The sequence below is a fragment of the Bifidobacterium sp. LH_230 genome (assembly GCF_056357555.1).
Window position 1 is genome coordinate 62,715 of record NZ_JBKEWJ010000005.1, and the last position, 13,674, is coordinate 76,388.

Below are 13,674 nucleotides of genomic sequence, written 5' to 3' on the forward strand. Positions count from 1 at the left end.
CCTCCAAATCTCAGCCGCACAATCGTTCCCCGCAACCGTCAGCGATCACCCTGCGTGATGCAGAATGCGGCGTACAGCGGTACGCTGCGAATGCCGTCTTCAAGACCGAAATTCTTGGTGGATAGCCGAACCGATTCAGCCGGATCGTATTTGCCGCGGTACACGGACAGGCTTCGTGATCTGGTATGGTCCGATGATTTGACTTCGATCGGCACGCCGCAAACCGCCCGTTGCGGCTGGATGACGAAGTCTACTTCGGCGGTGTTGCCGCTCGTCCAGTACCGCAAGGGGATATCATTTGCAGCCAGAATCTGCGAGACATAGTTCTCCACGATGCCGCCCAAGTCGATGCGTCTGCGGTAGTTCGCATCCAGAGCCAGCGCGGAATCCAATCCCGACCGTGCTGTCAGCAGTCCCGTATCGGACATGTATATTTTGAACGCGGACTCGTCCTCGTGCATGGCAAGCGGCACCTGTCCGCTGGACACCCTTACGCAACGGTTCACCAGTCCAGCGGATAACAGCCACGAGATCGCGGACGAATAGGTGGCGGCTCGCCCACCGCTTTTCACCAGTTTGTATTGGAACTTGTGATTCTCCTTCGCCAACTGCGCGGGGATGCTGTTCCATACGTCACGTATGCGCGCAGTCTCCGTCGGAGTCGCGTATTTTGCCATGTCCGCAACATACAAGTCGACGATATCCGACTGAATCTCACGGACTGCATCATAGTTTCCGGATGACACGAATGTGGTAACTGCTTCCGGCAAACCACCCACCAGCAGATACTGCCAGAACCGCTCCAGCATCGCGTCATGCAGGTAGAACGGCGTCGCATGCCGATAGCATTCCCGGATCTCATCGACGAGCGCACCTTCGCCGACGGCCTCCAGGAACTCGTCGAATCCCATCGGATGCAACGTTATAGTTCGCACCTTGCCGACAGGCATGGTGAATCCCTGCTGGTGGACAGCCACGCCCAGCAAACTGCCCGCAGCGGCAATATGCAATTGGGGCATGTCCTCGTAGAAGTATTTCAGGGACGCCAAAGCACGGTTCGAGGCTTGGATCTCGTCCAATATCAGCAACGTGGTTCCGGGAATGATCTCAGTGCGCGCGATCTGGGACAGACGACGAATGAGAATCACAGGATCAAGTTCCCGCTCGAATACCTGACGGGCCGCGTCGTCCCGTTCCAGATCGAAACGCACATGGCTGTTCCCGAACGCCGTTGCAGCCAGTTTGTTGAGCAGCCAGGTTTTTCCGGTTTGCCGGGCACCGTACAGCAACAGGGGTTTACGACTAGGCGAACGCGACCATTCAACCAGTTTTGGCAGTGCATTCCTTTTCATGTCGCATCCTTATCTATTATAAAATGCGTTTCTATACAATTTTATCTATATAAAAATGTATTTTTTGGCATGATTTCATAGATATGGCAGAACTTGCATTCAAGTGTGGTTGAAGCAGTAGGGTTGAATCGATTGCAGTACCAGCGGTACCGGTACGGTTGATGACTGTCGGATATCGCCGGATATCGTCAGCGTGACGGAGATCGGTTGACGATTACCGGCCGAAAGATATCGACTGGCAGATACCGACCGATGACTATCAGCACAGGGGAGTGGATATGAAAACTCAGGAAATCGGACAGTCCGGCATGATCGCATCGCGCGTCGCGCTCGGCGTGATGCGCATGGACGCGCTCGATGCGACCGCCGCGGCCCGCACGGTCGAAACCGCCGCCAAGTCCGGCATCGACTATTTCGACACCGCGGACATCTACGGATTCCACGTGCATGAACTGCACGCCAGCTCGCGCATATTCGGTCAGGCGTGGCAGGACGCCGGCCTCGACCGCAGCAAGATCTTCATCCAGACCAAGTTCGGCATCGACTACCGTTTCGATGACGGCGGCGCGCGCGGCTACGACTTCACTGCCAAGCACCTGCTTGACTCGCTCGACGCGGAACTCAAGGCCCTGCGCACCGATTACGTCGACGCCGTGCTGCTGCACCGCATCGACACGTTGTTCGAGCTGGACGAGGTGGCCGAGGCGTTCGACAAGCTCGAGTCGAGCGGCAAGGTGCGTCATTTCGGCGTGAGCAACATGGGACCGTGGCAGATCGAACTGCTGCAGAGCGGACTCAAGCAGAAGCTGGAGATCAACCAGCTGCAGTTCGGCCTGATGCACACGCAGCCGCTCGACGCGGAGATCCACTTCAACGTGAACGACGACGAGGCGGCCGATCGCACGGGCGGTATCCTGCCGTACTCGCGCCTCAAGCACATGACGATCCAGGCGTGGTGTCCGTTCCAGTCCGACACCGAATTCGGCCCGTTCGTCGGCAACGCGCACTTCCCGGAGCTCAACGCCGAACTGGACAAGCTGGCCGCGAAGTACGATTCGACGCCGAACGGCATCGCCGTGGCGTGGATGCTGCGTCACCCGGCCGGCATCCAGCCGCTGCTCGGTTCGATGAACACCGAACGCATCACGCAGATGGCCGCGGGCGCCGACATCGACCTCAGCCGCGAGGATTGGTGGGATCTGTACCGCGCGGCCGGCAACAAGCTGATCTGATCGGCCGGTTCGAGCAGGCCGTCACGCTCCGCGCTTGGCGAGTTCGTCGCGGATCTCCTTGAGCAGCGCGACGGTCTGCTCCTCGGGGGTCGGTTCAGGCTGCTCGGCCGCGGCCGCGGCGGCGTCGGCGGCTTCCTTGAGCTTGGCCTTGACCAGCAGCGCTTCCGACATGTCGCGGAACTTGTTGATCGGCACGAGGATGAAGAAATACACGGCGACCGCGATGATGAAGAAGTTGAGGATCGCGCCGAGCACCGCGCCGATCGATACGGTCGCACCGTTGAACGTGACCGCCAGCAGACCGTCCATGTTCGGCTTGCCGAAGATCATCGCGATCAACGGATTGATCAGGCTGTTGACGATCGCATTGACCACGGACGTCACCGCGCTGCCCATCACGACACCGACCGCCATGTCAATCATATTGCCGCGAGAAATGAACTTTTTGAACCCGTCGATCATCGAACAATGCCTCCCTGCGTCATGCCGCAATCGTTCCGATAGGAATAATCGCAAGCCTAACGCAAGGAGGCATCATATCCGTCGCATCACGCAGCCGCAGGGGTCTGCGCAGCCGCTTCGCCGGATTCGGCCGCGCGCTTGGCTGCGGCTTCCTTCCATCGGGCGATGCACCGCTCGATGCGCTTGTACCCGATGATCTCCGGGCCAAGTCCGGCCTCGCGGAACATCTTCACCGGAGAATCGCCTTTCGCATACCGCTCCATGCAGTCACGCTGGAAATCCTCCGAATATTCGATTCGATTCGCCGTCGCCGATCGCACGGCCGGCAATCCGATCAGGTACTGCACTCGATCGGCATCAAACACCACTTTCTTGCTGACCATCGTTACGCCTCATCCGCCATTTCCACACTCGTCCATCACGAGTAGCTTACTTTTTGAGTTGCACGCCAAGGTTACGCGAACCTTCGCATATACGCTACAACGTAAGCCCCCCCCCCGCGATAAATTTTCACTCTAATTCTACTCAAAGAATGGTAAAAAATGGCCGAATAGCAAGGGGAAGACGCTTGTTTATCGATCAATAAATTATTTGCAGCAAATACTGCAAACGAGTAACAATGTGAGACGCAAGCCAAATCTTGGAAAAATCCTTGTGCATCTCAGCAAGCGGACCATACAATGAGACCGTCTTACTGATGACTGAACCAAGGGAGATCCATGTTCACCAACGATTACATCAAGCGCGTCTACGCCCAGGTCGAGCAGCGCGACGGAGACCAGCCCGAGTTCCTGCAGGCGGTGCGCGAGGTGTTCGAAACCCTCGAACCCGTGATCGAGAAGCACCCCGAGTATGAGAAGGCGGGCGTGCTCGAACGCATCGTCGAGCCGGAGCGCGTGGTCAAGTTCCGCGTCGCGTGGACCGACGACGCCGGCAAGGTGCAGGTCAACCGCGGCTACCGCGTGCAGTTCAACTCCGCGATCGGCCCGTACAAGGGCGGCCTGCGCTTCCACCCGACCGTGAACGAGGGCGTCATCAAGTTCCTCGGCTTCGAGCAGATCCTCAAGAACTCGCTGACCACGCTGCCGATGGGCGGCGGCAAGGGCGGCTCCGACTTCGACCCGAAGGGCAAGTCCGACGCCGAGGTCATGCGTTTCTGCCAGGCGTTCATGACCGAACTGTGCCGTCACATCGGCCAGTTCACCGACGTTCCGGCCGGCGACATCAACGTGGGCGGCCGCGAGATCGGCTACCTGTTCGGCCAGTACAAGCGCATCCGCGACGAGTACTCCGGCGTGCTCACCGGCAAGGGCCTCGAGTTCGGCGGCTCGCTCGCCCGTACCGAGGCGACCGGTTACGGCGTGTGCTACTACACCGCCGAGGCGCTGCGCGTGCTGCGTGGAGATTCGTTCGAAGGCAAGACGGTCGTGATCTCCGGCTCCGGCAACGTGGCGATCTACGCCGCGCAGAAGGCCGAACAGCTGGGTGCGAAGGTCGTCACCGTGTCCGACTCCAACGGCTACGTGTATGACCCGAACGGCATCGACGTGGCCGTCGTCAAGCAGATCAAGGAGGTCGAGCGCGGCCGCATCAAGGAGTACGCCGAGCGCGTGCCGTCCGCCGAGTACCACGAGGGCTGCTCCGGCGTGTGGACCGTGCCGTGCGACATCGCGCTGCCGTGCGCCACGCAGAACGAGATCAACGAGGAGTCCGCGAAGGCGCTCGTGGCCGGCGGCTGCAAGGTCGTGTGCGAGGGCGCGAACATGCCGTCCACGCCGGAGGCCATCGCCGTGTATCAGAACGCCGGTCTGCTGTACGGCCCGGCCAAGGCCGCGAACGCGGGCGGCGTGGCCGTCTCCGGCCTCGAGATGAGCCAGAACAGCTACCGTCTGAGCTGGACCTTCGAGGAGGTCGACGCCAAGCTCAAGAACATCATGGAGACCATCGTGGCCGAGTCGCTCAAGGCCGCGAAGGAGTACGGCCACGAGGGTGACCTGATGCTCGGCGCGAACGCCGCCGGCTTCGTCAAGGTCGCCAACGCGATGGTCGCCCAGGGCATCCTGTAAGCCGTCAACCGATCGGCGGGCCGTCATCCATCAAGACCGCCGGACGGTGATCGATCATCTCACCTGATCGATCACCGTCCGGCCGCCGCGCCACAACCATCCCCGGGCGGTCCGGATCATCCAGTCCGAGCACCCCACTCAAGCGCTCAACGGCCGTATCTCAACAAGAACCACAAACCCTTGTTGAGATACGGCCGTTTTCCATACCCAAAACGACCGTATCTCAACATAAACAGCGACCTCCTGTTGAGATACGGCCGCCGCCGGACCGAATACCGGCCGTATCTCAACACCGGCAACGGGTTGCTGTTGAGTTACGGTCGTTCCGTATACGGGGCATACGGGCACGTCACTCGGCTGAGGCGTCGGGTCATACGCAAGTGGCTCCCCGCCGGGATGGTGGGGAGCCACTTGCGTACGTTTGCGAAGTCAGTCGTCGCCGAGGGTGACGTGCACGCCGCCGACGAGCGCGGTGACCACGTTGTACAGCAGCGTGAGGATGGTCACGAGCAGCGTGAAGATCACGACCTCGACGATGGCGAAGATCGTCGTGGCGCTCAGCACCGTGGGCAGACTGATGATGCTGGCCAGATCGAAGCTGCCGGTGTCCAGACCGGTGGACTTGACGATCGTGGTGATCTTCTCGAACACGCCGGCCGCGTTGAGCAGCAGCCACACGATCAGCACGGCGACGATCTGGATGATGCCGCCGGCGATGCCCAGCAGGAACGACACCTTGGCCGCCGACCATGCGCTGATATGCGTGATCGACAGGTTCATGCGGCGGGCGCGCGGCGTGCCGCGACGCTTCTTCTTCGGACGGTCCGCGGGCGGCACCGATGCGGGCGCATGCGCGGTGCCGTTCGACGCACCGCTTTCGCCGATCACGGAACGGGCCACGCGGCCGACATGCGCGGGCTGTGCGGCCGGTTCGGCCTGCTCGGCGGCGAAGCTGACGGGCTGGGCCATGCCCTCGCCGTCGTCCTCAAGGTTCTCGCTCATCGTTGCTCCTTGTCTGAGCCGTTATCTTATGCGAGACTACCAGTCTCAGCAGACGGTTACTGCTCGCTCGGAGCAGTGGGTTCCGCGGGCTCAGCCGCGGACTCGTCCGCGTCGTCGTCCTTCTCCTCGTTGCGCGCGATGGAGATGATCTCGTCACCCTTGTCCGGCTTGGCCAGCGTCACGCCCTGCGTATTGCGGCCGGTGCGCTTGACCTCGGCCACGTCGGAACGGATCACCTTGCCGGACTTCATGATCGCGAGCACCTGATCGTCTTCGGCCACGATCACCGCGCCAACCAACGAACCGCGCCCCTCCGCAAGCTGCAGCGCCTTCACGCCGAAGCCGTTGCGGCCCTGCAGTCGGTACTCGGAAATCGCCGTGCGCTTGGCGAAGCCCTCGTTCGTCACCACGAGCAGGTCCTGATCGGAATCGTCCGGCACGACATCCATCGCGAGCAGGCTGTCGCCGTCGCGGAACTTCATGCCCTGCACGCCGGCGGTCTGGCGGCCCATCGGACGCAGCTGATCGTCGTCGGCTGCGAACTTGAGGCTCATGCCAAGGCGAGACACGAGGATGATGTCGTCCTCGGCGTTGCACAGCGCGGCACCGACCAGCTCGTCGGCCGTCTCGCCGTTCTCGTCCTCGATGAGACGCACGGCGATCAGGCCGCCCTGTCGCGGCGAATCGTACTCGGCGAGCGCGGTCTTCTTGACCTTGCCGGACCGGGTCGCGAGCACCAGGTACTTGGCGACCTCGTAGTTCGGGATCGACAGCACGGTCTGGATCGTCTCGTCGGGGCCGAACTGCAGCAGGTTCGCCACGTGCTGGCCCTTGGAGTCGCGCGAGCCTTCGGGCAGCTCGTACGCCTTGATGCGGTACACGCGTCCCTTGTTCGTGAAGAACAGCAGCCAGTTGTGCGTGGACGTGAGGAAGAAGTGGTCCACCACGTCGTCCTCGCGCAGCTTGGCGCCCTTGATGCCCTTGCCGCCGCGGTGCTGGGCGCGGTATTCGTCGGCCTTGGTGCGCTTGATGAAGCCGGAGTGCGTGACCGTGACGACCACGTTCTCCTCGGCGATCAGGTCCTCGACGTTCATCTCGCCGGAGTACGGCAGGATCTTAGTGCGGCGGTCGTCTCCGTACTTGGCGACGATTTCGTCGAGTTCGTCGCCGACGATCTTGCGCTGGCGTTCCGGCTTGGCGAGGATGTCGTTGTAGTCGGCGATCTTGCGCTGCAGTTCCTCGTGCTCGTCGATGATCTTCTGGCGCTCCATGTTGGCGAGGCGCACGAGCTGCATCGACAGGATCGCGTCGGCCTGCACCTGGTCGATGTCGAGGAACTCCATGAGCTTCGGACGGGCGTCGTCGCGGCCCTGGCTGGAGCGAATCAGCCTGATGACCTCGTCGATCGCGTCCATGGCCTTGAGCAGGCCCTGCAGGATGTGGTCGCGTTCCTCGGCCTCGCGCTTCAAGTACCGGGTGCGGCGTTCGATGACTTCGAGCTGGTGGTTCACCCAGTGGCGGATGAACGCGTCGAGGCTGAGCGTGCGCGGCACGCCGTCGACCAGCGCGAGCATGTTCGCGCCGAACGTCTGCTGTAGCTGCGAGTGCTTGTACAGGTTGTTGAGCACGACCTTCGGCACGGCGTCGCGCTTGAGCACGAGCACGAGGCGCTGGCCGGTGCGGCCGGACGTCTCGTCGCGCATGTCGGCGATGCCCTGGATCTTGCCGTCGCGCACGCCTTCGCGGATGGACGCGGCCAGACGGTCCGGGTTGACCTGGTACGGCAGCTCGGTGACCACGAGGCACATGCGCCCCTTGATCTCCTCGGTGTTGACGACCGCGCGCATGGTGATCAGGCCTCGTCCGGTGCGGTACGCCTGTTCGATGCCCTTGTGGCCGAGGATGGTCGCGCCGGTCGGGAAGTCCGGTCCCTTGATGATGCCGATGAGCGCGTCGAGCAGCTCCTCGCGGGTAGCTTGCGGATGGTCGAGCGTCCAGTGGACGGCGGTGGCCAGCTCGCGCATGTTGTGCGGCGGGATGTTGGTCGCCATGCCGACGGCGATGCCGGACGAGCCGTTCGCGAGCAGGTTCGGGAAGCGTGCGGGCAGCACGGTCGGCTCCTGCGTACGGCCGTCGTAGTTCGGCACGAAGTCGACGGTGTCCTTGTCGATGTCGCGCACCATTTCCATCGCGAGCGGCATCATGCGGCACTCGGTGTAACGCATGGCCGCGGGCGGATCGTCACCGGCCGAGCCGAAGTTGCCCTGGCCGTCGACGAGCGTGTAACGCATCGACCACGGCTGGGCCATACGCACGAGGGTGTCGTAGATCGCCGCGTCGCCGTGCGGATGGTAGTTGCCCATGACGTCGGCGACCGGGCGGGCGCACTTGGAGTAGCCGCGGTCCGGGCGGTAGCCGCCGTCGTACATCGCGTACACGATGCGGCGGTGGACCGGCTTCATGCCGTCGCGCACGTCCGGCAGGGCGCGTTCGACGATGACGGAGATCGCGTAGTCGAGGTAGGACTGGCGCATCTCCTTCTGGATGTCGGTGTGGGCCACGCGATGCTCGTCGAGGACCAGGTTCTCGCTGGCCTGCGGGCTCGTAGGCTCGAGCGAGTGCTCGGCCCGCTCGTCGTTCTGCTCCGGCAGGTCGTTGCCGCCGGTGCTGTTTTCGTCTGCCACTTATTGGTTCCTTTTATCGTTGGCTGTAAAAAAGGATCTTGGCCCCCTCGGCTGAGGGGGCTGTCAGCGAAGCTGACTGGGGGAGCGTCTGCGGCGTAGCCGCTAACAATGTCGCATCAGCCGAAGGCTGATTCAGATTTCTCGTCGACCTGCAGCCGAATCTCTCCCTCAGTCCGACTTCGTCGGCCAGCTCCCTCATCAGAGGGAGCCGAGAAAAAATCGTCACGCGTCAATGAAGCGCACGTCCTTCGCGTTCCTCTGGATGAACAGGCGTCGCGGCTCCACGTCGTCGCCCATGAGCATCGAGAACGTCTCGTCCGCGGCCGCCGCGTCCTCGATGTGGATCTGCTTCAGGATGCGCCGCTCGGGGTCCATGGTCGTCTCCCACAGCTCCTGGTACGTCATCTCGCCCAGACCCTTGTAGCGCTGGATGCCTTCGCCCTTGGGCAGCTGGCGTCCGGCCGCGCGTCCCTCGGCGAGCTTCTCGTCACGCTCGCGGTCGGTGTACACGTAGTCGTGGTCGCCGCGCGTCCACTTGAGTCGGTACAGCGGCGGCATGGCCACGTACACGTAGCCGGCGGTGATCATCGGGCGCATGTAGCGGAAGAACAACGTGAGGTTCAGTGTGGCGATGTGCGCGCCGTCGACATCGGCATCGGCCATGATGATGACCTTGTGGTAGCGCACCTTGCTCACGTCGAAGTCCTCGCCATAGCCGCCGCCGACGGCCGTGATGAGCGACTCGATCGTGTCGGACTTCATCATGCGGTCGATGGACGCGCGCTCGGTGTTGAGGATCTTGCCTCTCAGCGGCAGGATCGCCTGCGTCTCCGGATTGCGGCCCTGAATCGCGGAGCCGCCTGCCGAATCGCCCTCGACGATGAACAGCTCGCACTCTTCGGGGTTGTTGGACTGGCAGTCCTTGAGCTTGTCGGGCATGCCGGCCGATTCGAAGATCGACTTGCGGCGCGTGTTCTCGCGCGCCTTCTTGGCGGCGATGCGCGCGCGGGACGCCTCGATGGCCTTCTGGATGATGTTCTTGGCCTCGCTCGGGTGTGCGTCGAACCAGTCGCCGAGCTTGTCGGTCATCACGCGCTGCACGAAGGTCTTCGCCTCGGAGTTGCCGAGCTTGGTCTTGGTCTGGCCTTCGAACTGCGGGGTGGTGAGCTTGACGGAGATCACGGCCGTCAGGCCCTCCCGCACGTCGTCGCCGGAGAGGTTGTCGTCCTTGTCCTTGAGGATGTTCTTCTCGCGCGCGTAACGGTTCACGAGCGAGGTGAGCGCGGCGCGGAAGCCTTCCTCGTGGGTGCCGCCCTCGGTCGTGGAGATCGTGTTCGCGAACGTATGCACGGCCTCGGAGTACGCGGTCGTCCACTGCATCGCGATCTCGGCGGAAATGCCGATCTTCAGGTCCTCGGCTTCGAAGTCGATCACGTCGTCCTCGACCGGCGTCGCCTTGCGGGACTTGACGAGGTAGTCGACGTAGTCCTTGATGCCGTTCGCGTACTGGTACGTGACGCTCTGGTGCTTCGTCTCGCCGTCGTCGTCCTGACCGGCGACCTCGTCACCGGCCAAGTCCGGCTCGCGCAGGTCCGTCAGGCTGATCTTCAGGCCCTTGTTCAGGAACGCCATCTGCTGGAAGCGCGCGCGCAGCGTCTCGAAGTCGTAGACGGTCGTCTCGAAGATCTTGCCGTCCGGCCAGAACGTGACGGACGTGCCGGTCGACTCGCCTTCGGCCATCGGCTCGCCCTGCTTGAGTCGCGCGGTCGGATGCTGGTTGATGTACGTCTGCGTCCAGTGGAAGCCCTGACGGCGCACTTCGATGTCGACGCGCGTGGACAGCGCGTTGACGACGGAGATGCCGACGCCGTGCAGACCGCCGGAGACCGCGTATCCGCCGCCGCCGAACTTGCCGCCGGCGTGCAGCTTGGTCATGACCGTCTCGACGCCGGAGACGCCCTCGCCGGGCACCTCGTCGACCGGGATGCCTCGGCCATCGTCGACGACGCGGATGCCGTTGTCCGGCAGGATCGTGACCTCGATGTGCGTCGCGTAGCCGGCGAGCGCCTCGTCGACGGAGTTGTCGACGATCTCGTAGACGAGGTGGTGCAGGCCGCGCGGGCCGGTGGAGCCGATGTACATGCCCGGGCGGATGCGCACGGCCTCAAGGCCCTCGAGGACCTTCAGATCGCTGGCGTCGTAGTGGTCGGGGGACATGCTGTCGTCAAGCTGCGCGTCGACCAGTTCGTCGTTGTTGATCTGTTCGGCGGCCGCGTTGAGTTCGGCCTGTTTGTCGGTGATGGGATCGGTGATGTGCTGATCGTTGTTGTCGGTGGAACCTTCAAGCGAATCTGCTTCGTCTGCCACAGGATTCCTTTCTGCGTTTTACCCCCGCTTGAGAGGCCATTCGCAAGGGCGATATGCCCTAAAACGCAAATAATGGGCTCTTCCAGCCTTGTGCATAGTATGCACGTAAGTCTACTCGTCTACGCCGACACCGCCCCCAGCGGCCAAATTCGCAATTTTGCTCGGCGTAGCCGTCAGCCCTGCCGACCTTATATGTCATTTCGAGAGGCACAGCCATACGCGGCGGCGGCTTTCGTCGCGTCGAACGTTATATGTCATTTCGAGCGAGGCGCAGCCGAGTCGAGAAATCTATACGCCCGTCAGCTCCGCGGTCGGCAGACGGTCACCCCCGCCGTCCGCGGTACCCGCCGCGCCTATACCGGTTGTACCCCGTGGCCCCGCTCGCCGGCCCGGTCACGCGGATCTCCTGGATGTCCAATCCCGCCAGCCGCTCGCGAATCTTGGCGGTCAGCTCGGGAATCATATACGTCAAGGTCGTGGCCCAGTTCGGCGATTCGGCGCGGATCGTGAGCACGCCGTCGCGGAAACTGGCCACGGTCGAATGCATCGCGATGCCCGGACCGACGACCTGGTCCCAGTGGTCGCGCAGCTGCGCGAGCTTGAGCTGCGGCACCCAATGCCGCCCGGCCGCGATGCCGCCGAGCACGCTGCCCAGCGTGTTCGGATCGCGCCCGGGCTTGCCGAAGCTCTCCCACGCCTTCTCGCGGTTCTCCTCCTGCGTTTTGCGGTCGCGCATGACGTAGCCGCCGTGTTTGGCGAGCCGGTCGAAGATCTCGGCCGGCAGCTTGCGTTCGTCGAGTTTGAGGATGCGTTCGATCGGCGGCTTCATGATTCGACCTCGATACCGAACGCCGACAGATCGGGGTGCAGGTACGCGTCCTGCTCGCGTTTGAGCGCGGCCACGTCGATGATGTGCGCGTTTCCGCCGGCCGTGCCCCCGCCGATCGTGTCGAGATCGGGGATGTCGCTGGCTGCGGCGACGGTGATGAGCACCTGGTCCTGCCGCGCGGCGAAGTCGAGGATCTGCCGGCGGCGCGATTCGTCGAGCTGCGCGAAGACATCGTCGAGGATGACGATCGGCTTGACGCCGCGTTCGGCCGCGATCACACGGTACAGCGCCAGTTTGAGCGCGAGCGCCATCGTCCACATCTCGCCGTTCGACGCGAACTCGCGCGCCGCCATGCCGTCCAGTTCGATGTCGAGGTCGTCTCGGTGCGGGCCGATCAGGTTCTGCCCGCGCGCCACCTCGCCCGGGTAGATGCGCTGGAAATGCTCGCTGATGTGCGGCTGAGGCCCGTCGGGGTAGAGCAGCACCTCGTCGAAGGACGGCTGGTAGACAAGGCTTGCGCGTTCGCTCTCGCCGGCCAGATCGCGGTAGATCTCGGCGAACGGGGCGGCGAGCATGTCGGTCAGGCGCTGGCGGTCGCGGGTGAGCGTGACGCCGGCGTCGATGAACTGCCCGGTCCAGATCTCCAGTCCGGCCAGCGCCGCGTCGGTGGGGGAGGGCAGTTCCGCGAACGCGGGGTCGCTGCGACGGGCCTCGCCGAGCTGCTTGAGCAGGGCCGCACGCTGTTTGGCGATTTTCGCGATCGTTTGCAGCCGGTCGGCGTAACCGGGGATGAGCAGTGCGCCGGCCTGGTTGAGCAGCGTGCGTCGGCTGGCCGGGTCGCCGGCGACGAGACGCTGGTCCTCGGGCGTGAACGAGACGCTGGGGATGCGGCCGATCACGTCGCGCAGGTACGCGGATTTGCCGCCGTTGACGCGGGCACGGTTCGCGCCGCGCGCCGCGATGGTCAGTTCGTACGTGGTCGTTTCGGGAACGACGTCGCCGGTGACGGCGGGGGACTGCGTTGCAGATGTATTCGTAACGCTCCCAGAATCGCCTGTAACGGCGTTCGAGACGCCGGGGGCGGTAGATACACCACTTTCCCCCAGTAGGTCACCAGCGGGCGGAATAGAGCCGTTTTCAGCATCGATATCCGCATTGGCGACCGCGTCGGCCGAGCCGCCGTCGACTCCGCCCGGATTGCGGCCGGCAACCGGCGAATCCGCAGGAGCCGCAGTGTCCACGTTCGCTCGGATGACGGCGGAGGTGCAGCCGCGTTCGACCAACGGCAACGAGGAGGACGCGCGGTGGCTGGAGCCGGTGGAAAGTACCTCGACGGCCTCGACGATATTGGTTTTGCCGAGTCCGTTCGCGCCCTGCAGGATGTTCACGCCGGGCGTGAAGTCGACCACCAGATGCTCCCACGAGCGGAAGTGGTCAAGCGCGAGGCGTGAAACGTACATGCGCGGCATCTCCAGTCACAGAAAACGGAAAGCGCTTTCCGTTTGTTCTTGCCCAACTTTGGTAAGCGCTTTCCGTATTGTCTTTCCAACGATTGTTGAGTTATGTACGATCGGCAGCCATCTGCTGTATCCACCGTCAGACTTGCGGTAGGTCAGTCACGAGCGGGATCTTGTTTTCATTTTTCCTATCGGAAATCAGATCATCATTCCGATCATCAGT

At 63.0% G+C, this 13,674-nt stretch carries 10 protein-coding genes; 2 read left to right on the forward strand and 8 right to left on the reverse strand.

Translation table 11 applies throughout. The features are described from left to right. Positions 1-38 precede the first annotated feature (38 nt). Entirely contained in the window at positions 39-1,352 is a 1,314-nt protein-coding gene (locus AC1A0G_RS03590; protein ID WP_476527575.1) for an ATP-binding protein, read from the reverse strand. Positions 1,353-1,630: 278 nt separating this feature from the next. Here AC1A0G_RS03590 and AC1A0G_RS03595 point away from each other — a divergent pair, with 278 nt between their 5' ends. Then, on the forward strand, positions 1,631-2,584 hold the full coding sequence (locus tag AC1A0G_RS03595; protein WP_476527577.1) for an aldo/keto reductase: 954 nt from the start codon (positions 1,631-1,633) through the stop codon (positions 2,582-2,584). Positions 2,585-2,605: 21 nt separating this feature from the next. On the opposite strand, the gene mscL is transcribed toward AC1A0G_RS03595, so the two are convergent. Next, a complete protein-coding gene (gene mscL, locus AC1A0G_RS03600) occupies positions 2,606-3,046 on the reverse strand; it encodes a large conductance mechanosensitive channel protein MscL (protein ID WP_476527580.1) in 441 nt (146 codons plus the stop codon). A gap of 86 nt (positions 3,047-3,132) precedes the next feature. Next, entirely contained in the window at positions 3,133-3,429 is a 297-nt protein-coding gene (locus AC1A0G_RS03605; protein ID WP_476527581.1) for a hypothetical protein, read from the reverse strand. Between the two features lie 336 nt (positions 3,430-3,765). On the opposite strand from AC1A0G_RS03605, the gene gdhA reads away from it, so the two are divergent. Further along, complete coding sequence (gene gdhA, locus AC1A0G_RS03610) at positions 3,766-5,112, forward strand: NADP-specific glutamate dehydrogenase (protein ID WP_476527583.1); 1,347 nt, start codon at positions 3,766-3,768, stop codon at positions 5,110-5,112. A 429-nt stretch (positions 5,113-5,541) separates the two neighbouring features. Here gdhA and AC1A0G_RS03615 read toward each other — a convergent pair whose 3' ends face one another. From AC1A0G_RS03615 to recF, 5 genes are all read right to left on the reverse strand, one after another. Further along, the gene (locus AC1A0G_RS03615; protein WP_476527585.1) at positions 5,542-6,114 is read right to left on the reverse strand and encodes a DUF3566 domain-containing protein; all 573 of its coding nucleotides are present in this window, start codon (positions 6,112-6,114) and stop codon (positions 5,542-5,544) included. 56 nt (positions 6,115-6,170) lie between these two features. Further along, complete coding sequence (gyrA, locus tag AC1A0G_RS03620) at positions 6,171-8,798, reverse strand: DNA gyrase subunit A (protein WP_476527586.1); 2,628 nt, start codon at positions 8,796-8,798, stop codon at positions 6,171-6,173. Positions 8,799-9,020: 222 nt separating this feature from the next. Continuing rightward, the gene (gene gyrB / locus AC1A0G_RS03625) at positions 9,021-11,111 is read right to left on the reverse strand and encodes a DNA topoisomerase (ATP-hydrolyzing) subunit B (RefSeq protein WP_476527645.1); all 2,091 of its coding nucleotides are present in this window, start codon (positions 11,109-11,111) and stop codon (positions 9,021-9,023) included. A gap of 376 nt (positions 11,112-11,487) precedes the next feature. Then, positions 11,488-11,994, reverse strand: a complete 507-nt coding sequence (locus AC1A0G_RS03630) for a DciA family protein (protein WP_476527587.1) — start codon at positions 11,992-11,994, stop codon at positions 11,488-11,490. Further along, positions 11,991-13,454 carry a DNA replication/repair protein RecF gene (gene recF, locus AC1A0G_RS03635; protein ID WP_476527588.1) on the reverse strand — a complete coding sequence of 488 codons (1,464 nt, stop codon included), beginning with the start codon at positions 13,452-13,454 and terminating at the stop codon, positions 11,991-11,993. The genes AC1A0G_RS03630 and recF overlap by 4 nt, the downstream gene beginning before the upstream one ends. Between the last annotated feature and the right edge of the window lie 220 nt (positions 13,455-13,674).